This window comes from Ktedonospora formicarum, assembly GCF_016587355.1.
Lineage (GTDB): Bacteria > Chloroflexota > Ktedonobacteria > Ktedonobacterales > Ktedonobacteraceae > Ktedonobacter > Ktedonobacter formicarum.
This window is the reverse complement of record NZ_BNJF01000002.1, coordinates 1,406,373-1,431,488: the sequence shown is the minus strand read 5'-3', so window position 1 is coordinate 1,431,488 and position 25,116 is coordinate 1,406,373. Positions and strand designations below refer to the sequence as shown.

General features: G+C 49.3%; 20 protein-coding genes. 11 read left to right on the top strand and 9 right to left on the bottom strand.

Annotation, left to right across the window (positions count from 1 at the left end; all coding sequences use genetic code 11):
* The first annotated feature begins 496 nt into the window (after positions 1-496).
* The 6 genes from K3T82_RS25010 (at position 497) to K3T82_RS24985 (ending at position 4,654) form a co-directional block, all read left to right on the top strand.
* A complete protein-coding gene (locus tag K3T82_RS25010) occupies positions 497-1,177 on the top strand; it encodes a GntR family transcriptional regulator (RefSeq protein WP_220196276.1) in 681 nt (226 codons plus the stop codon).
* 55 nt (positions 1,178-1,232) lie between these two features.
* Entirely contained in the window at positions 1,233-1,616 is a 384-nt protein-coding gene (locus K3T82_RS47815; RefSeq protein WP_220196275.1) for a cupin domain-containing protein, read from the top strand.
* A 126-nt stretch (positions 1,617-1,742) separates the two neighbouring features.
* A complete protein-coding gene (locus K3T82_RS25000) occupies positions 1,743-2,747 on the top strand; it encodes a Gfo/Idh/MocA family protein (protein ID WP_220196274.1) in 1,005 nt (334 codons plus the stop codon).
* Positions 2,744-3,496: a sugar phosphate isomerase/epimerase family protein gene (locus tag K3T82_RS24995; RefSeq protein WP_220196273.1), complete on the top strand. Its 753-nt coding sequence runs from the start codon at positions 2,744-2,746 to the stop codon at positions 3,494-3,496. The genes K3T82_RS25000 and K3T82_RS24995 overlap by 4 nt, the downstream gene beginning before the upstream one ends.
* 195 nt (positions 3,497-3,691) lie before the next feature.
* A complete protein-coding gene (locus tag K3T82_RS24990) occupies positions 3,692-4,234 on the top strand; it encodes a CbrC family protein (protein WP_220196272.1) in 543 nt (180 codons plus the stop codon).
* Positions 4,235-4,297: 63 nt separating this feature from the next.
* Positions 4,298-4,654, top strand: coding sequence for a hypothetical protein (locus K3T82_RS24985; RefSeq protein WP_220196271.1), 357 nt, complete (start codon positions 4,298-4,300; stop codon positions 4,652-4,654).
* Positions 4,655-5,196: 542 nt separating this feature from the next.
* Here the strand turns inward: K3T82_RS24985 and sigJ are convergent.
* Entirely contained in the window at positions 5,197-6,204 is a 1,008-nt protein-coding gene (sigJ, locus tag K3T82_RS24980) for an RNA polymerase sigma factor SigJ (protein ID WP_220196270.1), read from the bottom strand.
* A gap of 59 nt (positions 6,205-6,263) precedes the next feature.
* The gene (locus K3T82_RS24975) at positions 6,264-7,598 is read right to left on the bottom strand and encodes a phytoene desaturase family protein (protein WP_220196269.1); all 1,335 of its coding nucleotides are present in this window, start codon (positions 7,596-7,598) and stop codon (positions 6,264-6,266) included.
* A gap of 832 nt (positions 7,599-8,430) precedes the next feature.
* On the opposite strand from K3T82_RS24975, the gene K3T82_RS24970 reads away from it, so the two are divergent.
* A complete protein-coding gene (locus tag K3T82_RS24970) occupies positions 8,431-9,726 on the top strand; it encodes an MFS transporter (protein WP_220196268.1) in 1,296 nt (431 codons plus the stop codon).
* Positions 9,727-10,345: 619 nt separating this feature from the next.
* Here K3T82_RS24970 and K3T82_RS24965 read toward each other — a convergent pair.
* The 3 genes from K3T82_RS24965 to K3T82_RS24955 all read right to left on the bottom strand — a co-directional run bounded on the left by K3T82_RS24965 (position 10,346) and on the right by K3T82_RS24955 (position 14,451).
* Positions 10,346-11,287 (bottom strand): TIGR03621 family F420-dependent LLM class oxidoreductase, encoded by a 942-nt coding sequence (locus K3T82_RS24965; RefSeq protein ID WP_220196267.1) that lies wholly within the window; start codon positions 11,285-11,287, stop codon positions 10,346-10,348.
* Between the two features lie 316 nt (positions 11,288-11,603).
* Positions 11,604-12,563, bottom strand: a complete 960-nt coding sequence (locus K3T82_RS24960; protein WP_236031500.1) for a 3-oxoacyl-ACP synthase III family protein — start codon at positions 12,561-12,563, stop codon at positions 11,604-11,606.
* Between the two features lie 100 nt (positions 12,564-12,663).
* Positions 12,664-14,451, bottom strand: coding sequence for a thiamine pyrophosphate-binding protein (locus K3T82_RS24955; protein ID WP_236031498.1), 1,788 nt, complete (start codon positions 14,449-14,451; stop codon positions 12,664-12,666).
* Positions 14,452-15,119: 668 nt separating this feature from the next.
* On the opposite strand from K3T82_RS24955, the gene K3T82_RS24950 reads away from it, so the two are divergent.
* Positions 15,120-16,235: a hypothetical protein gene (locus K3T82_RS24950; RefSeq protein WP_220196266.1), complete on the top strand. Its 1,116-nt coding sequence runs from the start codon at positions 15,120-15,122 to the stop codon at positions 16,233-16,235.
* A gap of 255 nt (positions 16,236-16,490) precedes the next feature.
* Here the strand turns inward: K3T82_RS24950 and K3T82_RS24945 are convergent, their stop codons facing one another.
* On the bottom strand, positions 16,491-16,922 hold the full coding sequence (locus K3T82_RS24945; RefSeq protein WP_220196265.1) for an SRPBCC family protein: 432 nt from the start codon (positions 16,920-16,922) through the stop codon (positions 16,491-16,493).
* Between the two features lie 208 nt (positions 16,923-17,130).
* On the opposite strand from K3T82_RS24945, the gene K3T82_RS50005 reads away from it, so the two are divergent.
* Positions 17,131-17,424, top strand: coding sequence for a transposase family protein (locus tag K3T82_RS50005; protein ID WP_220196264.1), 294 nt, complete (start codon positions 17,131-17,133; stop codon positions 17,422-17,424).
* A 77-nt stretch (positions 17,425-17,501) separates the two neighbouring features.
* On the opposite strand, the gene K3T82_RS24935 is transcribed toward K3T82_RS50005, so the two are convergent.
* Positions 17,502-18,065, bottom strand: coding sequence for a GNAT family N-acetyltransferase (locus K3T82_RS24935; protein ID WP_220196263.1), 564 nt, complete (start codon positions 18,063-18,065; stop codon positions 17,502-17,504).
* Positions 18,066-19,090: 1,025 nt separating this feature from the next.
* Between K3T82_RS24935 and K3T82_RS24930 the strand changes: the two genes are divergently transcribed.
* Both K3T82_RS24930 and K3T82_RS24925 read left to right on the top strand, forming a co-directional pair.
* Positions 19,091-22,006: a malectin domain-containing carbohydrate-binding protein gene (locus K3T82_RS24930; protein ID WP_220196262.1), complete on the top strand. Its 2,916-nt coding sequence runs from the start codon at positions 19,091-19,093 to the stop codon at positions 22,004-22,006.
* A 79-nt stretch (positions 22,007-22,085) separates the two neighbouring features.
* The gene (locus K3T82_RS24925; protein WP_220196261.1) at positions 22,086-22,283 is read left to right on the top strand and encodes an RDD family protein; all 198 of its coding nucleotides are present in this window, start codon (positions 22,086-22,088) and stop codon (positions 22,281-22,283) included.
* 36 nt (positions 22,284-22,319) lie between these two features.
* Here K3T82_RS24925 and K3T82_RS24920 read toward each other — a convergent pair whose 3' ends face one another.
* Both K3T82_RS24920 and K3T82_RS24915 read right to left on the bottom strand, forming a co-directional pair.
* Complete coding sequence (locus K3T82_RS24920; RefSeq protein ID WP_220196260.1) at positions 22,320-22,913, bottom strand: cysteine hydrolase family protein; 594 nt, start codon at positions 22,911-22,913, stop codon at positions 22,320-22,322.
* A 141-nt stretch (positions 22,914-23,054) separates the two neighbouring features.
* On the bottom strand, positions 23,055-24,827 hold the full coding sequence (locus tag K3T82_RS24915) for an MFS transporter (RefSeq protein ID WP_220196259.1): 1,773 nt from the start codon (positions 24,825-24,827) through the stop codon (positions 23,055-23,057).
* Between the last annotated feature and the right edge of the window lie 289 nt (positions 24,828-25,116).

Below are 25,116 nucleotides of genomic sequence, written 5' to 3'. Positions count from 1 at the left end.
CGCTCCTTGCGTCCGCTGAAACCAGCTTATCCAATTTCCGTTTTTCTGTCAATTACCCCGCGGAATGTGGGATCTGGAATTGTTTTTTGCCTTTCGCTTCACTTTACAGGTAGGCAAATCGTAGTACCTTCGCCCAAAAGAGCGAAGGGTGTGTGCGAATCAGGCGCCCACCTATTTCACACACCCCTCCATAGACCGCAGGACGACGAATCATCGCAGTATGAGTGCGCTGCGATCCACTGCACCACATTCCGAGCCATATTACCACTTGAAAACCTCTACCATTGTTCTCTGGTTGTCATTAGGTCAATTTTTGGTATACAATATACAATATACCAAAATAATTTCTCGGTTGGGCTCTCTCTCAAGAGAGATAATAGAGGAGTACAAACTATTAGCAGCAAAGCTACTTCAAAGGCTATTGCAGAAAAATAGCAGATGGTATACGGCGAGCGACAGATTAGACTATGAAAATATGCCATAGAGGATAGAAATATTGAAGGATAGCCTAGAACACTATACACTCCATCAGCGCATTTATTTCAAGATTCGTGAGCTTATAGAGTCCGGTGATCTTCTGCCTGGTACACAGTTGGATGAGCGGACTCTTGCCAGTCGCCTGTCTGTAAGTCGGACGCCTTTGCGGGAGGCAATTGCAACCCTCGTAGAGGAAGGGCTTGTAGAACGTCGTCCATACCGCGGCAATTTTGTAAAGGTATTTACAGCCAAACAGATAAGCGATCTCTATGAAGTACGTAAGACACTAGAAGGGTTAGCCACTCGCTTGGCAATTTCCCAACTTTCAGATGAGGATCTTGCACAATTACGTCAGGTTCTCGATGAGGCTCAGGGAGCACTAGAGCGCGAGGATATAGCAGGCTATAGCATGGCTGATCAGCGCTTTCATACTTTGATCACGCATTTATCAGCGAACCAGATTCTGATAGAGATGCTTGATCGTTTGCAGCGGAAGATACATATCGTGCGGATTAGAGCGAATCGCGATCCACAGGTAGTAAAACGTACTGCGTTTGAACGTCCACGTATTCTTGCAGCACTTGAGGCGCGTAATGCGGAGTTAGCTGAACGTCTGATGGTGGAGCACATCGAGGGCGTGCAGCGCGATGTCGTGGCTCAGATTGAGGCTACTGAAGCGACAGCAGGCAACAGTATGTAAAGTTAGCGAGTATGTAAAGGCTTATTGAAAGGAGTGGTTCTATCTCGATGGGCAAATGGAACCAAGGCAAGTTCATCAACAACACGAAAGAACCAGAAAATATTCACTATACGAACTGGGGCAGCTCGCCTGGTTAGTTGGAACAGTACAAATGCCAGGAGCAGAACAGACGTTGGGAGTGGTTACAATTCGACCAAAACACAGGAATCCACTGCATATGCATCCCAACTGTGAAGAGTTGTTTTATGTCATAGCGGGAGAATGTGATCATAAGCTAGGGAACGAAATTTTTCATCTGACCCCTGGGAGTGTCATTCGTATTCCGCGTGGGGTGCCACACTGGGCACAATGCACCAGCGAGGAGCCCCTTACGGCTGTCGTTTCCTTTTCGAATCCAGACCGGCATACAGAAAATCTTGAAGAGGGTGATATTGCTTAGGCAGTAAAGAATTCAGCTCGTTGGATACATACATAAGTAGACCCCCAAGAGAGTAGATAGACTCGACTCGATCAGCAATCATCCCTGCCAATTAGTATCGTCTTCGAAGAAGAAGGAGCTTCAATAATGAAACAGTTCAATATTGCTGTTGTTGGTTGTGGGAATGTTTCACACATGCATTTCGATGCATATAAGGATCATCTAGAGCAAGTGCGAATTGTGGCTGCGTGCGATACAAATAGAGAAAGCATGAATGAGGCACATAAGAAGTATGGATTTGAACAGGGTTTTACCTCGTTAGAAGCTATGATTGCCCAGGCCCAGTGGGATGTCGCAGTGGTCTGTACGCCCACTCCTGTACGTAAGCACGTCGTGACGCGACTTGCGGCGGCCGGAAAGCATATATTTGTGGAGAAACCATTCGCAGATAATTACCAGGACGCGCAGGATATGGTAAATATATGCGCTCAGGCTGGGGTCAAGTTAGCTGTGAATCAGAATTTTCGCTATCATTATCCCTTTGATATGGCTCGCAAGCTGATAACGGAGGGAGAGATAGGACGAGTGATGCATATTATGCATCAGGATCTGATGTTGCGCCAGGATACGGGGTGGAGGCTGCAAACAAAGAGGCATGCAATGGCGGTGATGGGGATTCACTGGCTAGACGGCTTCCGCTGGATAGTAGGCGATGAGCCTGTCTCTATAATGGCAGAGACCCGTTCTTCGGCTGCGATAGAGTGTGTAGGGGAAACGGAGGCTTCTGTACAGGTTAATTTTGAGAAGGACGTGCTGGCCTCATATCTGGAGAGCTTTTCTTCTGCACTGGCAAGGACAGAGACGATAATTCTTGGTGAGATGGGAACACTGGTACTTACCTATAACGATATGTGCTTATATAAACTCAATGACCACAGCAGGCCATACAAGCAATGGGAGAATCCACTGAGAGGCCCGAAGAAACCGGAAGCAACTTTTGTTGGTCTCAATCTTCTGTTGGCCTCGGTAGAACAGGGAAATGAGCCAGCAAATAGTGGACATGATAATCTCAAGACGATTGCACTGTTAGACGCAGCATATCGGTCAGCAAAGACACAGCGTCCGGTATTTTTCACTGGAGGAGTGGCATGAAGTTAGCGTTCTCCAAACCAACAAGTAAAGATGAGCAGCAGGAGCTATGCACTCGTTTCCGCTCATATGGCTATGATGGTCTCCAACTGAAATATGACCAGTATAGCAAATACATATGTGCTCCCGAGCGTTTTATTGATGATTATGGAACGGATGCCAGGGATATTGCGTCCGGACTGATCATAGGCGGGAGACTAGACGAGGCGGGGGTTACTTCGTTACGAAGCGTCTTCAAGTTCGCACAGGCAGTTGGGACCAAACGCATCATTTTCTGTCATGGAGAGTCAAGAAAAGGATTGTCGTCTTCTGATCTTCAGAGTTTCGCAAGAGCGCTTTCGGAGCTAGGGAAGGAGGCTCAACAATATGAGGTTGTGTTGTCACTTCACCATCACTATGACCAGCCAGTTATGTATCGCCAGGATTTCTCGGTATTTTTTGAGGCAATCGTTGATAATACCGTCAAATTGACAATAGATACTGCACACCTGGTAAAATCTGGTATCGATGATATTGCAGGCATGATCAGAGATTACCGTCATATTATTGATAATATACATGTCAAAGATATCAAGAAGGGCGAATTTAGGGTTTTAGGTCAAGGTGATATCGATTTTGAGCCACTGTTCACTGCGCTACGCGAGATCAAGTATGATGGGTGGTTGTGCGCCGACGAGGAGAGTGGAAGTGACCTGGTTGGCGCTATGGAAACATGTATACGCTTTCTTATTCCGTACGTTGTATGTTGTTGAGTTCAAGTTCGACCCGATAGCCACGTGTCATGTGTGTTTCGCCTCTCTCCATCAAAAGTAGAACAAATAGACCAGAAATCGCTTGTTCGTGCAAAGAGACACATACGTCCCCCTACCTGCTACAGGTCATCGCTCGTTGCCCATCGCGTGATAGAGATATTTATAATAAAGTGAGAAAAATAGAGTCAGAGAATCATGGAGAGACAGAAACAATCGCTTTTCCCCGCTTTCAAATATCATCCTGATCCCTTAGCGGCAGGCATGATCCGGAGACAACAAACGATCTGCCCAGTATGTCAGCAGATCCGGGCCTACGTCTATGTTGGCCCATTTTATTCTGAGGAGAACGTTACAGGCATCTGTCCTTGTTATATAAAGGATGGCTCGGCTGCGCAAACATATCACGGACAATTCACTGATCTGATTGATTGCGGCTGGAGGGAAATCGCCCCGGAATATCTCGATGAGTTACATCATCGAACCCCTGGTTATAGTAGCTGGCAATCAGAAACCTGGCTCAGCCATCACAACGATTTCTGTGCGTTTGTGGGTTATGTGGGATGGAAAGAGATTCAACCTTTTGCCGAAGAGATAGCGGTGGATCTAGCAAAGCTCAAAACTCTCTATAGGCTCACACAAGCTCAACTAGAGCGATGGAGCACTGGTGATTCCATTCAAGGCTATCTGTTCCAGTGCGTTGTGTGCGGCAAAAATCGCCTCACCACTGACGCAAGCTAGGGCAAGTTGTGAAAAACGTTCATCAAAAGTAGTCAAATGATACAGATTCTTGATGGAGAAACGATGTTCCCCACAACATTCAGAGAAGATGAGAGTGAAGGGGCGACAAGGCCCCAAGAAGACTGGGCCGTGGTTTTACCGCTTTGGGCCTCTGGCGGCATGAATGAGGATGTCAAGCAGCGCCGCACTGGCCACGCCGATACCGGTGCACGGCCACAGAGGCTGATTGATCATCCCACTGATGAGCCCACCGACGACTCCGCCAAGGAGAGGGGCAATGAACAGTATCGCAAGCAATCCGATGCTTGCAAGAATGCGTATGACCCACAGAAAGGGAGTGAGTATCACCTCTCTTACCCCTTCGAGCCCGTCGTCCCAAGCCTTGAAAGCCAGGCCAAGGATCACTGCACAGAGCAGTAGGATCCACCAGAGCCAGCCGGATATGTCCCACAACCAGGACACAAGACCACTTCCTTCGATCGGTGTTGCACCTTATAGGGGCCGAGCCAAAAGATCAGGCTCATTGAGCAGATGCTTAGCGGTCTTCCTCGTCTGCCACGCCTTCAGCAGACGATGCGATCGCGAATGAGTAGTCAGCAGATCGCCCACGCGAACTTCGTAGCAGAAGGAGACACAACTCGATGGGCTTTTAGTATACAGAAACAATGGCACAAAGCACTTGTGCATCTATGTGCAAAAATCTTGCCATGCCCATTGCTCTCTATCCAACTATGCATTCTCCTGAGACTGCGCCTGTGCTAATAACGCGGTCGCTTCTTCATATCCCATCCATTGTGATGGGGCTTGAGGTTCGATTTCCTGTCCTTGCCCCAGCTAGTTTCTTTTCTTTCTTCAAGATGTCCATAATTCGTTTCCATCTCAAAATCGTCTCTTGTTCCAACAGCAAAATGTCAGAATGCAACCGAAGCTCCTTGACAATTGTTTCAAGGAACCATTGCTCATCAGGCGATAGTACCGTTGTCGTCAGTATCGAGTGCGGGAATGTGCTGCAATTTCTCAGGGTTGACAATGATATCAATTTCCTGGATCTGGTTATCGGTGCATGCAAGGATCATGACAAATGTAGCTTTCCCTTTCTGGGAGGCACGTTGATGCCACACAGGAAGCATCTTACTACTCTCCTTTCCTTCCAGTCCCAGGCTGTGAAGTTGTTTTTCATCTAGACCTTCCTCCAGGTAGCCAATCAGACCTGGTTGGCCATTGATGAGTGTTGGTCGAATCGCCACCTTGATCCCATGGAACACTTTTGGCTGAAGCCAAAGCAGATGACGAGCCACACGATCTAACCCATGCACAGGATGGAGCGTCGCTCTTACTTTGCCTCCGCCATCGGTATTAACCACAATCTCGTCTGAGAGCACCTGCACTAGCCCTTCCATATTACCGTTCATCCACGCCTGGAAAAACTGCGTGAACACCTGCCGTTGCCCAGCATAAGGTGCAGATGTGTGGGTGGGGCGCGCAGGCAGATGCCGCCGCGCTCGGTGCAGAATCTGGCGACAGTTTTCCGCGCTTTTGCCCACGATGTCCGCAATCTCTGCGTAATCGTAGTCAAACACCTGGCGTAAGAGAAAGACCGCCCGTTCGATGGGAGACAGCCGCTCCAGCAACAGGAGAAATGCGAGAGAGAGTGATTCGTTGAGTTCCGAGAGTTCAGACGGATCGGTGGCTTCGATCAATGGCTCAGGGAGCCAGAGACCAACGTAGGTTTCACGCTGCATTTGAGCGGAGCGCAGCTGGTCAATACACCTGCGCGTCACCAGTGTGCAGAGATAGGCTTTGGGTTGTTCTATCGTTTCTTTCTCTTCGGAGGCATAAAACTGCAGAAAGGCTTCCTGCACACAATCTTCAGCATCCATCACGCTGCCCAGCATGTGGTATGCGATGGAAAAGAGTAACGATTTATACTGCTGGAACATTGTTTCCTGTTGCACGGATGATCTTTTCATAGCAAAGGATCTCTTTTGCTGTTCTGTGCGACAGCAAAAGAGACGTAGCCCCTTTCAGTTTAGTCAATGACATCCGATGAGTTGACCAAGGATACGCTCTGTCTAGAGCTGAGCTTGGCGATAATCAGCCTAGCCGCACTCCTAGCACTGGCAAAGCAAGCGTCGGCCTTTTCCCCTTCCGGGCCAACCCAATCGCCCACGACATACAGATTGGGGAACCCTGGAATCTCTGGACCGGGACGCCCGGAGAGACCACCAAACCTCGCCTGGACAATCGCATTGGAGGCAATCATATGCGGCAAGAAGGACTGCTCGACGACCTCAGCACGCCAGCCGGGCTGCAAGAGATCCATCAGCGCCTCCATCTCTTGCTGGGTCGCCTCTGGCTCCGCCGCTTCACCAGGTCGTAGATATTTCATGAGATGGATCAGGGCGCTCCCCTCCGGCGCGAGATGTGCCGAGGCGGAATGCACCGAATAATAGAACGGGCGATCGATGCCATAGGCGACGAGGTTCTCTGCTTTCTTGAGACGGCGCAGAGCGATATCGAGGCAGGCCACATACGCGGGAATTGCCTGGGCTGCCCAGTGGCTCAGAGTTTCGTGTGTGCCATCGGCAACCAGAGCAGAGACTGTTTCTGGATCAGTGGCCAGCAATACCATGCTTGCTTCGTGGAGTGAATCATCCGCCAGACGCACGCGATATCTTTCTCCAGCCATTTCAATCGCCTTGACACGTGAATGAGTGATAAGATGTGCTCCTGCCTCCTGCGCTTTTTGTCGGAGACCATCCACCAGCGTTTGCCAGCCATTATCCAGATAGCGTACTCCCTGGCTATTCAGCAGAGAAAGAGCCAGGCCGGCGGAGAGCAGATCAGGTGCATGGATATAGGTTGAGGTGCGTGCACTTGCGAGAAGAAACTGGCGGGCCTGCGGATGCTGAACTTCCTGTTCGAGCCATTCCTGCCAACTTATCTCCTGAAACTCTGCAATGTTTAGGTGTTTGACACGACCAAACACGCGCATCAACTCTTCTTTGGCGGCGGGTGCCAAGAAAGGGACCTTCAAGAGAGAGGCTGCTCCACTTGGCAAAGAATGGATCTTCCCATCCGCAAGTATGGAGAACCCGTAGGGCTGCGGCAGCGAACCACTATAAGAGACGCCAAGTTCGCTCAGTACTTGTTCACCGGCTTCATGCAGACGGAGCGCATGCGCTCCTTGATTGAAAAAGAAACCGCCAACAGAACGGGTTCTGGCACGCCCACCAGGAGTACGGGTCTTCTCAAAAAGCGTGACGGCATGACCAGCTCGCGAAAGATAGGCGGCGGCGGAGAGCCCCGAGAGGCCACCTCCAACAATGATCACCGGAGGTTGAGTATGTGAATGTGTTGCCATCAATTTGTCCATTTCTTGTTGTGTTCTGCCTGATCATGCGGTCAGGCGCTTGCTTCATTTCAACCGTATTGAGAGTGGTAGAGAACCATTGCTTCCATTCTCTTCGGCATCAATGTGCCCCCTTGCTTCACTCCTTAAACACGAGTCGAAATAGGCAACCTGTTTGTGACACAAGAATTTTTTTCGCAATGATCAAGAGTTTCTACCAATCGACGCATCGATGAGTGATCGATCAGCGTGAAGAGCAATCAGCGTGAAGAGCAATCAGCTCAACCATTGAATGTTCGAGAACCCGGCCTGTTAGGTCTCTATCAGGACAGAGAACAAACGGAGAGGTGTCACATCTGTAAGTGCTCTCTTCTCTCGACTCCTATATGAGCCTCAGAGAGAGGCACTCAAAGTTTCGTCGTTCTCTTGGCAAGGGATCGATTGTAAGATGCTAAGTGGGCAAAGGAAACAACGCTTGACAGGCAGAAACGTCTTGTGATAGGATCAGCATATCTTTTCAAAGAGCAAACAGTAAATATATCGATGAAGCAAGGATGAAATGTTGACACCCCTCCAAGGAACATCCATCGTCAGCATTCTTGCTCATTGTGCGAATATGTTCGCGCCGCATGCGGCGCACAGCGAGGATGAAGAACAGAGATAAACTCTCCCATGTCCACTCCTTGTGGGCACACACGATCTCTTCTTCTCCAGAAATACTATTCGTAAACAGGTGTGCAGCGTATCATCGCGTGAGACAGCTCGAACTTGTTTGAAAAGGTTCATGCTACTATTTCGCCTGGGAAGTAGTAGGATAAACTTTTTGCAAAGGTAGAGCTTCTCTATGAACAAGTCAGCAGGTCCTACAAACCCAAACACATCTGTAGGACGCACGTCTTTTGTGCTTCTTCTCGTCATCGCACTCCTGAACACTATGGGAATGACAATCATTATCCCTCTTGTTCCGTTTCTCACGTTACAATATCTTGCTCATCCGACAAATCTCGCAGCCATCGTGGGATGGCTCACCGCAGTCTATGGTATCTGTCAATTGATCGCTGCGCCAGGTTTGGGTGTTCTGAGCGACCGTTTCGGACGACGCCCCATTCTCTTCATCTGTCTCCTTGGTTCCGCGTTCGGCTATCTCATCTTCGGTCTTGGTGGAGCGCTCTGGCTACTCTTCCTCGGACGCATTATCGATGGCCTGACAGGTGGCAACATCAGCGTCTTGTTCGGCTACATCGCTGACATCACTGAACCAGAGGATCGTGGCAAGTACTTTGGCATGCTAGGTGGTGTGGCAGGAATCGGTTCTCTCATTGGCCCCACTCTTGGTGGACTGCTGGCAACGATCAATTATCGCGCTCCATTTCTTGTCGCCGCTAGCCTTCTCCTGCTTACGCTCGTCTGTGGGTACTTCTTGCTCCCAGAGAGTTTGGACAAAGAGCACCGCATCACTTCCATTTCTGTGAGCGAACTCAATCCCTTGAAACAACTGGCATCCGCATTTCGTTGGAAAAATGTGCGCGGGCTCTTGCTGGCCTGGTTCTTGTATGCTCTCCCAGTGAGCATGTTGCAGGCAACGCTCACGGTCTTGATGCAGGGCCGTCTTGGCTTTAATGCAACGCAGGCCGGTCTCGTTGTTACCCTGGTTGGAGCGGTAGACATTCTCGTGCAGGGAGTCCTGGTTGGCTGGTTCCTCACCATGTTGGGAAATATCAGGCTCGGTCTTATCGCCCTGGTGCTTGTCGGTATCAGCTACCTTGTGCTTGGTTCCATCGCGTTTCTTGCCACACCACTTCTCTTGTTTGTCGGTATCATCCTCTTCGCAGGTTCGGGGAGCCTCGTTGAAAACGCTTTGCGCGGGCTCATCTCTGAAATGGTTGGACGGCACGAACAAGGTCGTGTGAGTGGAGCAACACAATCATTGCAATCGCTTGGATGGGTTGTTGGGCCACTCGTTGGCGGTTTCATGTACACCGCATGGGGGCCTTTTCAAGCATATGCCTCAGCTACATTCAGCATTGTCTTCGCCATTCTCTGTCTCTGGATTGTTCTCCCGCTTCCCCAGAGACAAAAAGCAAAAGAGCAAACACCCAGTGAAAAAGAAGTTCCATTGCTATCGAGCGAAGAGGACTAAAAAAGATCTTCCCTGTCGTTTCCTTCGAGGGAGAGAGTTTTCTGCTCTCCCTCGTCCGTTGATGCCTTCTCGTACACCTCATCAGAAAATTGAGGAACTCATCGCCAAAAACGAACAGTTATGCTACTCTGCCATTTCCCTCGTAACGAAAAAAGAAGGGCATTTTTCCAGATAACATGTCCTAAACGGGATCTTAGACGTTTTTTAATGTCGTGACCCCACAACGTGCGCCACTCGTTCACGACTACCCAGATCATTTCGCGCAAGGAAAGTCTGGAGCCCTCAGAGAGGTGATACCCATGACCTGGAGTTTTCCGATTGACCGTTTTCATCAGCACCAATTTCAAATCATCAGGCGATCGGAGATACTGAGGAACGCCGCTCTACGCGACTGCATGATCCCAATAGATGCAACGTTTTTGCCGACGCAGACTATATCTCAGTCTTGTTGGTAATCATCAGGAGAGTTTTTACATGTCTTCAATGGACGTGAAGCCCTTTGCCGGGTGAGAGAAGCCGCGCATAACAACAGCAAAGTCGTGTACGCCGGCTTCTCTTTGGCCCTTCCTAATACGTATTAGGTAAGATGTACACCCAATTTCCCTCTTGCCGCCAGTTTTTACTTCCCTGCCAGTTGGGCAACAACCGGTGCGAAGGCCCGCATATACTGGGCGCGGATAACAAGATATGAGACGCCCAGGCGCTCGCGCCAGCGCTGGATACGCTCGACCATTTGCTCAGTAGTTCCAAGCATGACATAAGGATTGGCAAGCACCTGCTCAACCGTGGCGTCTGTCAGTTTTCTTTCGCGGATGTATTGTTCCGCGGCCTCCTGCTGACTTTGTGCCAGGGCAAAGCCGGAGATAAGAATATTCAACTCGATGGACGAAAAACGCTCGCCTGCGGCCTCGCGAATCCACCCAACTTTTTCGGTCAGGGTATCCTCAATATTTTCTGTGGCATCGACGGTACCATTATCATTTACCTTGATGTGCAGACCAATAACATTGGCTTCGCGCGCAGCCAAGCTCAGGAATTTTTTGCCACCACCACCCATGACGATCGGCGGGTGAGGACGCTGAATGGGTTTTGGCGTCACGTTGAGATCGGTCACAATATAATGTTTGCCAGTGAAATTGACGGTTTCATCGCTGAAACTTTGTTTCAGAATCTGTAAGGCTTCTTCCAGGCGTTCAATGCGGAGCCCGGCACGTTCAAAGGGCACACCAACCTGGTCGTATTCCGGTCGATTCCAGCCCGCTCCAATGCCCAGTTCGAAACGTCCACCGGAGAGCATATCCAGCGCCGCCACCTCTTTCGCGAGAAGGACCGGGTGACGAAGATCATTGTTATAGACCAGTGTGCCAATTCTCAGAGTTTTCGTCGCGTCCGCGGCTGCCATGAGGGAAGCCAGAGGAAAAAACTCGTTGGTATAGTGATCTGGCTGCAAGAGGATAGAATAGCCCAGATCTTCGGCCTCTCGTGCCCGTGTGATCCATTCTTCGCGATTAGGGGCGCCATCTGTAATGATGCCAAAGCGAAACGGTCGTACGTGTGGCATGTAACTTCTCCTGATTCCTTTGATACAGCTCTGTTCACCGACAAAATTGTCGTCCTATTAAAATTTTGTCATAAATCATGGCTGCTTGCCAGAACAATCTCACTCTCAGGCATAAGTGGCAAAACTGAAGACATAATCTGTTCGCACAATGAGAACGAGGGAAACAGCTCTTTGCATTTCAGGAACTCTTCTAAAGCGAGTCAACTCCAGATGGACCTCCATACAAATACAAGGAAAGAAAAAGAACGAAGAGCACCTGTTGTAATAATGATATCCAGCAGATGCTCTTTTTGTCGTCAGCAAGCACATCAATGTACTACCGATGCCTCTTTAAAAGAATTGCCGTTTGGTGATAGCCGACACCAACAGCGGCGAGTATCAGGTAATCCGACACGATATCAAGATAGTGATAGGCCAGCGTCACAGGATAGGAGGCTAGCGTCAGATTGCCAAATTGTTCCAACGTATCCAGGTATTCACGTGGTTGTATATGCTCTGCCCAATGATCCATCAGGACCCGTGACGCCTGGTGCGTAATAAGCGCAATGTCTTTCCCAGTTAGCCTATGCTTCGCTAGCAGGCTATGCACCATTGCAGGTAGACCTTGCATCGCCGTGACCTGGAAGGAGTGAATGCCTGTATCCTCCATGATTTTATAGGTTGGATGCATGGCATCACGCATTTGCATCGTCATCGCGCCATACTGCTCACTCATCGTCTGGCTCGCATAATCAATCAACTCAAAGTCGGCATCCGGGCCGACGACCGCTGATCCTGCTCCATCGCCAACACTGAGCGCATGCCCTTGCGTGTAATCCATGTAGTGCGTCCAATTGGTCCCACAGGCGACAAGGGCATATGTGCTCCGGCCTGCTGTTATAGCACTCGATGCCTCAATCACACTAAGCAAGAAGGTCGAGAACTCGTTGTTGAGTGGAACAACGAGTGTATGTTCAGAGAGGTGCAGATCGCGATGGACAGCATAAAGGCTGTTGGGTGTGTAGAACTCTGGTACAGATGCGTACCCATAGAGTCGATCAACCGCTTCAGGAGTAACTTGCGCTCGCTGAAGTGCCAGCCGTGACGCTTCCACCATCAGCGTTTCCAATTGCTCGCCTTTCGCCAAGTAGCGCCGCTCCTTCATGCCAGTGAAGAGATCCTTTTCTGCAACGCCCTGCGCATTTGCTGCCGTGGTGATCTGCTGAAAGATCGGATCATCGTTGACCCGTATATGAGGCGGAACGCTATATCCACACCCTTTGATGCCAACTCTCATCGCCGGCGTTTTTCTTCCTTTTAGTGGCCCTTTCATTCTCAACGAGAATATTCCAAAAGAGTGTGACAATGTCAATTTCCTTATGTGCCTAACAATGGAATTAGTCTTTATTAAAGAGCGTATCGACGCGACGTTGTAGTGAGCGGGGAATTTGATTGAGATCGACGGATACTTCGATCAAGGATGGAAGCCCTTGTGCATTCAATTGCAGTGATTGACGTAGGCTCGCTTCAAAATCAGCCAGGGTCGAGACAACGCAGGCATGCACCCCCAGGTTGCGAGCGATGGCACCTACCTGGAGTGGCTCTTGAAATGTGGTGAGGTACGATGTTCCCTTTAACAACTTCTCACCATTCTGTACCATCCCATGTCCTCCATTGTTGAGGACCACCCAGGTCACTGGCACGTTGTACTCGGCAGCTGTATGAACTTCAAGTCCATGCATGCCAAAGGCCCCATCCCCCAGGAGTGCCACTACTGGCCTCTCGGGATCTGCAATCTTGCCACCGATGGAGGCGGCAATGGCATAGCCCATACTTGCAGTGTTGGTGGCAAAAAAGACAGTTCCTGGCTGGCGCGCCTCATAGAATTGTCCCGCCCAACTTAAGCAGTTACCGTTATCTACGAACAGCAACGTCTCCTCAGGCAAGACTTCATTCATTTTTGTGACGACGGCTTGCGGCTTGAGCAGTGGGGAGTTGCCTTGAAGTTGTTCAGCCTGATAATAACGAGGAGTCGCCGCGCTCATCTGTCTGAGAGCGTTTGATGGCATGCGCACCACCTTTTGTCGCGACCGCGCCAGGTCAGCAGCCAGTTCTTGAAGAATCGCATTTGCATCACCAACCACACTATAATCGACAGGATAGATATTCCCAATAGCCTGGGGATCAAGATCTATCTGAATGATGGTGCGACGGTGAGGAGGAGCTAAGAGGTGATCCCAGCCATTCGTTTGGAATTCTCCCAGGCTGGTCCCAACAAGCAGCAACACATCGACGTCTTGGTCATAGAGATACTCTTCTGCAAGTGGATGACCACCAAAGCCAAAGACGCCAAGCGAGAGCGGGTGCCGCTCAGGGAAGGCGCTCTTGCCTTTGAGTGTTGTGGCAACAGGAATCCGCAAACTTTCTGCAACTTGCTGGAGTGGGGACCAAGCTCCAGCAAGATTAATACCATGTCCAACGAGCACAGCTGGTTTCTTTGCCGCATTCAGAACATTCGCAATCTCATGTATCGCCATAGGATCGCCCACAGGAGCCACCTGCGTAAAAAATTTAGTGGTGGGGAGCCCATCATCAGGGGCAGGTTGCTTGACCACATCGGCTGGCATGTTAAGATGCACAGCTCCCGTACGCCCCGTTAGTGCCGTACGAATCATACGGCGAATGAGATGCTGCGTCTGTTGGGGGGTTTGCAGCATCAGCGACAACTTGGTGGCTGTGCGATACACCTCTACAAGATCAATGGTCCGGTTGCCGCTGCTGCTATCTTGTAGACCACCTTTGCCAAAATCTCCTGTTGCAACCTGCCCCGAGAGGAGAAGTACAGGAATGGAGTCACTGTTGGCGCTGGTAATACCTGTCAGCGCGTTGGTCGCGCCAGGGCCGCTCGTTGCACAACAAACACCCAACCCTCGTTGCACACGGGCATAGCCTTCAGCCATAAATGCTGCCCCTTCCTCATGCTTTGCGAGCACAGGCTGAATTTGTTTCCGCTGCGCGAGCGCCTCAAAGAGAGGGACAAGGGGACCACCAGGAACTCCAAAAAGATGTGTTACGCCGACCTCTTCTAGAGCGCGTAACATGACATGGATCGCCGTTGGGGAAGGTGATAGAGCGGCAAGCGGTTCTGTTTGCGTTGGTGTAGATATGTCCTGCATAAAAGACATGGGGTAGATGACTCCTTCCATCATTATGCGAGCAGAATGTGCTGGGCAGGATTGGAATCGGAGTACGAGGATATATCGTTGAATGAGTGCAAAACTCCGTGTTCACCTCGCTATTATCATTTTTGAGCCAATGGCTAGAAATAGTCAGCACAAATAAACTCATCCAATCTACAAGCTCAGCTATAAATCGAAAGATGAAATATCTATTTATATATAACACGTTGCTGATACGATGTCTACTTGAAGCATCAGTGAGTCCAGGCAGATGAGGAAGAAGAGAAGAGGGAGGAACAGGATAATATCGCCTCAAAGAATAGAAATATGCCTGTAGGGATGAGACATTTTTGCTATTTCTCTCCAAATGAGTGTTAATCATACATGGCTTTTTCTCATATCTTATTGCGTTGTTTTCACGTGGAGCCCACTATTATTTTGTTGTTGATAGCAAGGCGTTATTTCTGTTTTTAAGCTCAGACCTGTGCAATGAGGATCTTGCTTTACTTCAAAAAGGTACATCTAAAAGAGAATAAAAAGGCGATTCCATCGCCTTTTGCTTGAGTAGACTTGCAGTTTTAAATATGTTACATTTTCCTGGACTAGAAAGACACCATCGCCCACACTATAAGGCCGTACGTAACGTGCTAGAACATCAAGGAGGATTGGTACATTTGGATAACTCACCACACCAGGGATGGTCCCCCAATGAGCTGATCGAACCACAAGAAGCCGCGCCCAAGAAAGGCTTTCTCCAATGGTGGTACCGTCTGACGGCATTGCCCGACCCACCTGCGAATGCAAGCGTGGTAGCGAGAGAGGCCGCCCGCAAATCACGTCTGTTGAGTGTGATTGTGGGATGTCTACTGATCAGTTTTGTCGCGTTTATTCCCGGCTGCCTGGCTCTTCCCAACCCTTATGTCATTGTCGTCGACCTGGGTATGTTGCCCTTCTGTATTATCGCTCTCTTTCTAAATAGAGCCAAAAAGCCAACCCTTGCAGGCATTTTACTCACAGTCGCCTTTGAGGCGGCACTCGTGATGGTTGTGCTCACTTCGGTGCCATTCGACGAGCCATCGCTTCAGCAATATGAACTCTTTGTCTTTGGTGAACTACTGGCAGTATCACTTATTGCACCTGGTAGTGTCTTTGCGGTGGCTGGTTTCAACATTCTCTTTATTTCGTGGAGCCTCTTCTTCCAGACCCCCAAAGATCCGCATTTTCTCATGGTCTTGCAGTCGCAATTTGCGCCGATCTGGGTGCGACCCGTCGCCGTTCAATTCCTGGTAGCTGGCGTGACCTATTTGTGGGTCTCTGGCGCGCAAAAGGCGATTGCGCGTGCCAATCAAGCAGAGATGATCGCGAAACTCGAACACGAGCTAGCAGATCAGAAACAAGAGCTTGAGGCTGGTATCCAGCAAATTCTTGAGACCCACGTCCAGGTCGCGAACGGGAATCTGAAAGCGCGCGCGCCGCAAACGCAGGATAGTGTGCTCTGGCAGATTGCAAATGCGTTGAACAATTTGCTGGTACGTTTCCAGCGTGCCTCCCAGAGTGAAAGAGAACTACAAATCTTGCAAGAGGCAATAATTCGCTCTGTACGGTATGTGCAGCAAGCCAATGCCTATCGGCAAAAACCTGTGCTTCATCCCACAAAGACGCCTCTTGATCAACTAATCGCAGTCTTGCAAGGGCAGGAGCTTGGGAGTGTGAATGCTGCCAACCCAAACAGTCAGCCGTTGTCAAGTCGCCAATCGCGAAACAATCAAGGAGAGTGGCCAAGTCCCTAGCCTTCAGTGAGACAACAAAAAAACCAGGGTGATAAGCTTTATTATCGCTTAACACCCTGATTTCTTTTGCCTCTTCATCTTGCGGTCATTAACGTGTTATTCACCACTTATGCGGGTAGCGACTGCCACTGTTCCTCAGTAAAGGCCTGAACTCGGCGGATTGCTTGCCCTGGCGCGGCCTTGAACACGACTCGAATCCCCGCTGGCCATCATAAAATACCAACAGAATGATTTATCTGGGGAGTATCAATTGTATTATCCTCTTGGGCCTGGTGGTGGGCATGTCCCTGTTTCAATCCAAGACGTCAGATCTTTCAGATGACCATCCCAGGCTTCGCTGATATTAGTATAAACCTCCCATTTTTCTCCTTCACCAATACCGCTATGGGTAAGTGTTAACAACATGCCGTCTTTTTCTTTTGTTAACCCAAATTTAATGGTTGTCGGAGTAGGGGAAAATGCTTCCCAAGTAAAACTGAACGATTGAGATGGCTTCACTTCTTTTACTTTTCCATGCTCTCCTACGCCAGGCGCCCATTCTGTACAAAAGGTTCCTCCAGGTCTCAATTCAATTTCAGCTTTTTGTACCAACCAGCGTTCTAATTCTTCCTTTTCGGTAAGTGCTTTAAAAACTCGTTCAGGCATAGCTTTAATAAATTGTTCTTTTTTTATAGTTATTGTATTCATTTATATCATCTCCTTCTCTTACATTGTACTCGCGATTTAAAAATTTTATCGATCTTTTTCACCTACCCAAAACCGGGAATAATAAGGAGGGTAGGAGAATCAAAATATATGCTCAGATGCAAGATAAGATGAGATATTCTAGAAAAAACATCAACCCTGTTATGAGCTTCAGATCCTCCATTAACTTTGATGACTATCGCTAGTCTGCTTGAAGAGAGCCATCCTAATATACTTATCTCTAATACTACAGTGGCACTTTGACAGGAGCACCTCTGATAAATTAGCTTTTAAGGGCAGATACATCGCTCCTCTTGCTTGTTGTCCTCTCTGCACCGCTGCTTCAGAATACATACACAGCCATTATCTGCGAACGGTGGCCGACATTCCGGAAATCGGCCAGCTCGCCATACTGAAATTGACGGTGCATCGCTTCTTTTGCCGCAATGCTTTCTGCCCTCGTCGCATTTTTACCGAAAGGCTTCCTGAGCTTGTTCAGCCGTAGGCCCAGATGAAAATGATAATTACTACCAGAATACGGTCAGTACTTTTGGTAGATTGTTCAGGCTATCAAGAGGGAATTTATCCGTTCACATTGTTGGTATTGATAAGCGCAAACATTCTTTCGTCAACAAACTGGTTGTTGGCATATTGACGATCGCGGAGGCGTCCTTCTTCCTGAAAACCGAGCTTTTCGAGCAGGCGTGCGGAGGCGAAATTGGGATACGCAACCTGAGCTTCAATGCGATGCAAGTGGATATGTTCGAAGCCGAACTGAATAATCGCAGTCAAGGCCTCTGTCATGATCCCTTTATTCCAGTAGTGTTTCGAGAGAATATAGCTCAGGCTTGCATTTCGATTATCGGCATCCCATGAATATCCACAGTTGCCGATGACCCTGCTCTCTCCCTTTGATATGATGCCCCAGCGTAGTGCTTCATGTTGAGCAAAACGCCTTCGATGACGTTCAATACTCTTTTCCGCTTGTTCGAGCTGTGTCATTGGAGCTGGATCGTAGTAGCGCATATTCTCTTCATCGGACAGAAAGAGGAAGGAGTCTTGTGCATCCGTTGCCGCAAGTTGCCGTAAGATCAGGCGTTCTGTTTCTAAGGTCGGAAAGGTGTGCAGGTGGATATTTAAACCCATGATGATTATACTCTCCTCAAGTGTATTTTCGATATATATGCGAATATTATATGCTATTCATTTTGATTTATTTGATAATTATTCGTTGAAAGAAAGTCTATATTTGTTCCTGGATCAAAGATAGCCTACCAGGGCCCACGGGTTACGCTAACCTGGAATGGATGACAACCTATAGAGGGCCTCATGCGTTGCTTTTTGCATCAGAGTTAACGTTAACCTTTCATAACGCATACTACTAACAGAAGATTTCCAATTTCGTCAATCTCAAACCCATTTACACCCGCAATTGCTCGTATAATGGCTTTACCCTTGACAAATTACTTTGCTCTATGCTATCCTCATGATAGAAAAACAAGGTTAACGTTAACCTTGTTTTTCTATCATGAGGATAGTAGCTATTTACTGGGTATCTTTACCCAGCACGTCAGAGCACGCAATGGATGCGGCTGGTTAATATGCTGTTTACCCAATGGTTCTCTCTTACTTAGATGTTCAATGATGATATCTTTGAGGAGGTGTGTATGCTACTTGTACCCCTAAACACTTCTTTTTTACCTGCTCGAGTTCATCAAAACCTCCCGTACCCCTTGCCAATCTCTCGTCGGCAAAAGGCATCGTTCCCATCTGAACCATTAAAATGTTCTCTGCAATCAATTATCCTTTCCACCTGACAACTAAAGCAGTACACGTTATTCATCGTATACGATGAATACTCGTTGCCATTATCCTAATGACATCACTTCGATATGTCATTAGATCAACATGCTTAGCACATAAGTTTCCATGTGGAGAACTCGACGAAATGGCTCTTCCATTGCCACCTTATGTTTCGCGGGACAGAGCGTCAGGCGGAAGTGCTATTCATCTTGAGCTCTGGTTGATTGTGGTTCTCAATGGTTTAGACGACACAGGCCTCGTATAACGACATCGTATTTTGTTGCATATTCTAAGCCGTATTCAGGCTGTCAGTATGGTCTCCCCCACATGGGAACATATGGAGAGCAAGTCTGAGAGGATAAGACAACATGCAAGAGAAAAAGGGCCAAAGGCGGAGCGCATTACTGGGAGTACTCATAATACTCACCTTGACTATTGGCATATTTGTTACTCTGCCCTATACCACCAATGCTGCTGGCTTGACAACACAGAGGGGTAGTGCGGCGGCTGCGGTTGGTGGCACAGGAGCGACACTCCCCTATGCCGAACTGGTAGCTCATAATGCGACCACAACCGGCACCATTATTGGCCCATCCTATACACTAGGGGATCTGGCGTTCGATGCAATCGATCATCAGGCAGTTCGATTAACCCAGGGACAGTATGTACAATTTACCTTACCTCAGCAGGCCAATGGGCTCAACCTGCGTTACAGCATTCCCGACGCGCCTGGTGGAAATGGTATCGATGCCTCGCTTAGTATTTATATCAACGGGGTCAAGCAGTCCAAGGATCTGCAACTGACCTCGAAGTATAGCTGGCTCTATGGAGCACCAAATTTCTCGGATTGTAATTCCGTGGTCTGGTCAAATTCACCCGGTGGCACAGCACATCATCAGTTTGATGAAGCGCATGTGCTTCTACCCCAGATGGCGGCAGGCACGACCGTAAAACTACAGGTGGATTCGGGAAATACGGCTCAATGGTATGCTATCGATGTCGCAGACTTCGAGCAGGTACCAACACCTCTCTCCCAGCCAGCAGGCTCCATTTCAGTCACATCCGCCCCCTATAACGCGGACCCAACTGGGTCATCGAACGCCACACAGGCAATCCAGAATGCCGTCAATGATGGCAAGGCCCAGGGAAAGAGTGTCTGGTTGCCCCAGGGCACCTATCTGGTCACCAACCACATCCTCGTTGACAATGTCACCTTAACGGGCGCGGGTCCGTGGTATTCGATTCTCACGGGCGCTCCCACTGGTGGCGGGAATGGAAATAGCCCAAACAATGGTACTGGCGTTGGCATTTATGGGAACGATGTCTATGATGGAAGTAGCAGTTCCAATGTCAATCTGTCAAACTTTGCCATTAATGGGCAAATTACTAACCGCCTCGACTGTCTCCAGGATAATGGCATTGGTGGTTCACTCAACAATTCAAGAATTTCCAATGTCTGGATCGAGCATACCAAAGTTGGTATGTGGTTCGATGGCCCTTTCAGCGGCCTGACTGTTACTGGCTCCCGCATGGATAGCCTAACCGCTGATGGCCTGAACTTCCATCGAGCAGTGTCGAACTCGTCAGTCCAGCAGAGTATCATCCGGGGTACTGGTGATGATGGTCTTGCCATGTGGTCAGATCTCAATGGAGCATCCATTGGAGATACAAATAATAGTTTTGACCATAACACCATTCAGTCACCTTTTGTTGCCAATGGTATCGCCATCTACGGTGGGAATGGAAATAGCGTTACCAACAATATTGTCAGTGGCTCGCAATACCGTGGTGGTGGGATCAATCTGGATTACCAAAATTTTGGAGGTCCAACCGCCCCCTTTAGCAACACCACCACCGTCTCGAATAACACTATCAATTATACCGCTGGCATAGGCGACCAGGGAATCCAACAATTTGGTGGACTGATGTTCTGGTCAGCCAATGGCTCAATCAACGCACCATTTACAGTCTCAAACAACGAGATCGACAACTCGCAATATGTCGCGATCTCGTTTGATGGCGGCAATCCTATCAGTAACATCGCTATGAGCAACATCAATATTAATGGTTCAGAGTTCGCCTTTTCCAACAAAGTCAATACAATTACTGGCTCTGCCAGCAATGTGACAGCCAGTAATCTGAGTGTTGGTGGGATGCAGAGCTGTGAGTCAGCAGGATCATGGAATGTGACGATGGGTCAGGGCAACTCTGGTTGGAGCCCCACGCCGCAAACCTGTGGTTTCCCAACAGGAACCCCAACACCAACACCTTCACCAACGCAACAACCTTCACCAACACCTTCGCCAACACCAAATCCCCCGCCAACCGGAACCCTGGTGACGGCGATCAACGCGGGTGGCTCTGGCGCAGGCAGCTTTGTCTCCGATACAAACTTTAACACGGGTAATACCTTTAGCGACACTTCGTCCTCAATTAATACCAGCAGGGTTGCTGAATCCATACCACAATCGGTCTGGCAGACCTGCCGCTGGAACAGCTCATTTACTTATACCATTCCTGGCCTAACGGCTGGAGCAAACTACACTGTTGCGCTCGATTGGGCGGAATTGACCTGGACAGCAGCTGGTCAGCGCAAATTCAATGTTGCACTCAACGGCAATCAGGTTCTCACAGGTTTCGATGTCTTTTCGACTGCGGGATACAAGACGGCTCTACAGAGACAATTCACAGTCACGGCCAACAGTAGTGGTCAAATTGTCATTGCCTTCTCACAAGGTGGGGCGGATAATCCATTTATTAGTGGCATCGAGATCTGGGGATCCTCTGGTACACCCACACCAACCCCAACGCCAACGCAGGGAACCGGCACGCTGGTAACCGCGATCAATAGCGGCGGCGGCGCGACGGGCAACTTTGTAGCTGACACTGGCTATAATACTGGCAATGCCTTCAGCGATACCTCATCCTCAATCAATACCAGTGGCATAAGTAATCCAGCGCCGCAGGGAGTCTGGCAGACCTGTCGCTGGAATAGCTCCTTCACTTATACCATCACGGGATTGACAGCGGGAACAACCTACACCGTCGCGCTCGATTGGGCGGAATTGACCTGGACGGCTGCCGGTCAGCGCAAGTTCAATGTCGCGCTCAATGGCAATCAAGTTCTCACAGGTTTCGATGTCTTCGCGACTGCGGGATATAAGACAGCCTTACAGAAGCGATATTCAGTCACGGCCAATAGTAGTGGTCAGATTGTCATCTCCTTCTCACAGGGTGGAGTGGATAATCCATTTATCAATGGCATCGAAGTCTACCGTGCCTGATGCTCTGATGAGCACTATATGCGGAGTTAGCAGTGGATCACCCATTGCTAGCTACGCACAATTTCGAGGAGTTGCAGGAATGCCAGGCTACATGCGATGCGGCCTGGCATTCCTATGCGATATGAGTACAAAGCCAATGCAAAGTTATGGCGAGAACTCGTTTCGTACCATGCTTAAGAGTCCATTCCTTATTGGTGCAATCTTCGTCTGGACTTCGCCACGCAAACAATATCTTGGCGATAAGGTTGCGCACACAATCATTATTAAGACTCGCTAAACTACCACACTCTCTATTCCAACAAATATGACTTGTTTACATTCGCGATTGGAACGCTTCGAGCAATTCCTGAGAGGAGATCACGCTTGCCTGACGTGGAAAGACCTTCTGGGTTAGGACGCGATGAACCTCTTCATCTCTATCAGCACAGCAATCCTCCACCACAACCAGTTCATAATCCATATCCGCCGCCCAACGAACCGTAGAGAGGACAACACCGCTTGTGGCAATACCCATCATGATGAGTCTCGTAATGTCTCGCGCCTTCAGGAGCGTCTCAAGGTCTGTTGTGCTAAAGGCTCCAACACGGCGTTTAGTCACAACACTCTCTCCTGGCAAGGGAGCAACGCGAGGATGGATCTCCGTTCCTGGTTGTCCCTCCTGAAGATGGCCCATCCCTCGAATGGCAGAGAACCCACGATTACGCGGGTTAACCTCCGGGTAGCCCTCGCGGAAACGCACAACGACATAGATAATGGTAAAGTGTGCATCGCGAGCCGCCTGAAGCACGTTAGCGGCTCGTTCAAGAAGAGCTTCCTTTTTTTCTCCCGTGCTGGAAACCATGTCATTCTGATAATCCATAACCAGGAGAGCAGTTGGTGTATTGCTCACTGAGAAGATGTCTGTCATGTGTTTACTCTTTTCTACAATAGTTTGTAAGGTGCTCCGCCTGCGGCGGTATGAAAAAAGGGAGAAATGCAGAGAGACTAACACCCCTCTGCACTCCTGACTTTCATTGCATTGTGATGAAAGTGGATGCCTCTCCCTGCCTTATTGCATATTCTCTATCGTGTCGAGGCTGGCCTCTTCTTTATCATAGCTCGCAGCGTTTGGACGGGCAAATTGTTGCTTGCCACGAAGCAGGGACGCGACTGCAGCGACCAGGCACATCGCGGCGGAGAGGTAGAAAACGCTATGCAATCCGACTGCAAATGGAGATGTGATCAGATTCGGGAAGAAGGTATGTCCCAGAAGGTTTGCTTTGCTCGCCGCCGGGAGCACATTGAGCGCGTTGTCTGGGATCAGTTGCCCCATGGGATTGTAGCCCAGGAAAGCTGCAAAGAGGGCCGAAGTGGGCGGCAGATGCGCGATGCCATCGGCTATATTCGCCGGAATACCTGCGGCGATCAGACCATCAAGAAGCGTAGTAGGAAGCGAAGCCGCCAGGCCCAACGTTATCAGGCTAAAGAAGACGCCGATGCTGACAATTGAGCCAGAGTTCTGGAAGGTTGAGCGCATACCAGAAGCCACCCCACGCTGCTCACGCGGCACGCTACCCATGATCGATGAGGTATTAGGCGATGAAAACATCCCCTGCCCGACGCCGAGCATAAAGAGAATCAGGGCAAACCAGATATAATCAAAGTTCAATGGCAAGACCGTGAGCAGGAAGAAGCCCAGGGCTTGTATCAGCATACCCAGTGTCGAGAAGGGCCGCGCACCAAAGCGATCTGACAACCAGCCACTCAACGGCCCCATCAAGAGAAAACCTATCATCAGCGGGATCATATAGATCCCCGCCCATAAAGGGGTCACCTCATAATCGTAGCCGTGCAGCGGAAGCCAGATCCCTTGAAGCCAGATGACTAGCATGAATTGTAATCCACCGCGCGCGATGCTTGCCAGGAAACTACTGGTGTTGCCAGCCGCAAACATACGAATCTTGAAGAGGCTAAGACGGAACATCGGATCAGGAACGCGCAATTCAATCCAGATAAATGCTCCGAGTAAAAAGAAGCCAAGGATCAGCGCGCCTAATACAAGAGGGTTTCCCCAGCCCGTGGGCGAACCATTATATGGTTCAATACCATAGGTAATACCGATCAGCAGGATCGTCGCACCACTCGCAAAGGTAATGTTGCCCATCCAGTCAATCTTCTGGCGTTTGGGAGTCGTCGCAGTCTCACGAAGCATCGCATAGGCCCAGATAGTGCCAGCGATACCAACGGGAACACTGACCAGGAATACCAGTCGCCAATCAAAGTAGGAGAGGATGCCTCCAAGGATCAGGCCAATAACAGAGCCAAGAATGGCTGCAATCTGGTTAATACCAAGCGCGAAGCCTCGCTGGTGCTCAGGAAAGGCGTCAGTGATGATCGCCGAACTATTGGAGAGAAGGAAACCTCCTCCTATGCCCTGGACGAAGCGGAAGAGGATTAGCTCTAACGCTCCCAGATTCCCTGTGCTTGGCGTCAGCCAGAGGAGAATACTTCCAATGGTAAAGATAAGAAAACCGAGATTATAGAACCTGACACGCCCAAACATATCGGAGATACGCCCAAACGTGACCAGGAGTGTCGCGGTCACAACCATATATCCCATCAACATCCACAAGAAATAGCCGGTTTCATCGGGTGCCAGGGGATCAATATGAATGCCTTTGAAGATAACGGGGAGAGAGATTAATACAATACTGGAGTCGATAGTCGCCATAAGAACGCCAAGAGTCGTATTTGTGAGCGCGATCCATTTATAGCGAGGTGAGATGGGTCTGTTCCTGCGAGGTACCCGCTTCACCTCCTGATTTTGTGTCGCAACATTCATGTCCTTCTCTTTTCTTTTCTGCGTACCATTGGAAATTCCGTTTGCACCTCCATCCTGCCAGACAAATGGGGAGCGCAAGGTTTTGAGAGAGCACCTCGCGCTCCCTCAAGGACTATCACCCTTGCGTCCCATTTCCTCCCGAAAGGATGAAGCCATAGCCATCTATTAGAATATTAATCTAGAATAATATTCTCGTCAAGGTATGATACAATGGGCGACAGAAATTTGCGAGCACGAACCTGCTTGGAGCAAACAGAACGCATAGGACAATTATGCGTTGTAAGGAGAA

What these genes read in the sequence shown, in the direction of transcription:
- K3T82_RS47815 (WP_220196275.1), top strand. Translation starts at nt 1,233, where the DNA reads ATGGAACCAAGGCAAGTTCATCAACAACACGAAAGAACCAGAAAATAT.
- K3T82_RS25000 (WP_220196274.1), top strand. Translation starts at nt 1,743, where the DNA reads ATGAAACAGTTCAATATTGCTGTTGTTGGTTGTGGGAATGTTTCACAC.
- K3T82_RS24995 (WP_220196273.1), top strand. Translation starts at nt 2,744, where the DNA reads ATGAAGTTAGCGTTCTCCAAACCAACAAGTAAAGATGAGCAGCAGGAG.
- K3T82_RS24990 (WP_220196272.1), top strand. Translation starts at nt 3,692, where the DNA reads ATGGAGAGACAGAAACAATCGCTTTTCCCCGCTTTCAAATATCATCCT.
- K3T82_RS24985 (WP_220196271.1), top strand. Translation starts at nt 4,298, where the DNA reads ATGTTCCCCACAACATTCAGAGAAGATGAGAGTGAAGGGGCGACAAGG.
- sigJ (WP_220196270.1), bottom strand. Translation starts at nt 6,204, where the DNA reads ATGAAAAGATCATCCGTGCAACAGGAAACAATGTTCCAGCAGTATAAA.
- K3T82_RS24975 (WP_220196269.1), bottom strand. Translation starts at nt 7,598, where the DNA reads ATGGCAACACATTCACATACTCAACCTCCGGTGATCATTGTTGGAGGT.
- K3T82_RS24970 (WP_220196268.1), top strand. Translation starts at nt 8,431, where the DNA reads ATGAACAAGTCAGCAGGTCCTACAAACCCAAACACATCTGTAGGACGC.
- K3T82_RS24965 (WP_220196267.1), bottom strand. Translation starts at nt 11,287, where the DNA reads ATGCCACACGTACGACCGTTTCGCTTTGGCATCATTACAGATGGCGCC.
- K3T82_RS24960 (WP_236031500.1), bottom strand. Translation starts at nt 12,563, where the DNA reads ATGAGAGTTGGCATCAAAGGGTGTGGATATAGCGTTCCGCCTCATATA.
- K3T82_RS24955 (WP_236031498.1), bottom strand. Translation starts at nt 14,451, where the DNA reads ATGTCTTTTATGCAGGACATATCTACACCAACGCAAACAGAACCGCTT.
- K3T82_RS24945 (WP_220196265.1), bottom strand. Translation starts at nt 16,922, where the DNA reads ATGAATACAATAACTATAAAAAAAGAACAATTTATTAAAGCTATGCCT.
- K3T82_RS24935 (WP_220196263.1), bottom strand. Translation starts at nt 18,065, where the DNA reads ATGGGTTTAAATATCCACCTGCACACCTTTCCGACCTTAGAAACAGAA.
- K3T82_RS24930 (WP_220196262.1), top strand. Translation starts at nt 19,091, where the DNA reads ATGCAAGAGAAAAAGGGCCAAAGGCGGAGCGCATTACTGGGAGTACTC.
- K3T82_RS24925 (WP_220196261.1), top strand. Translation starts at nt 22,086, where the DNA reads ATGCCAGGCTACATGCGATGCGGCCTGGCATTCCTATGCGATATGAGT.
- K3T82_RS24920 (WP_220196260.1), bottom strand. Translation starts at nt 22,913, where the DNA reads ATGACAGACATCTTCTCAGTGAGCAATACACCAACTGCTCTCCTGGTT.
- K3T82_RS24915 (WP_220196259.1), bottom strand. Translation starts at nt 24,827, where the DNA reads ATGAATGTTGCGACACAAAATCAGGAGGTGAAGCGGGTACCTCGCAGG.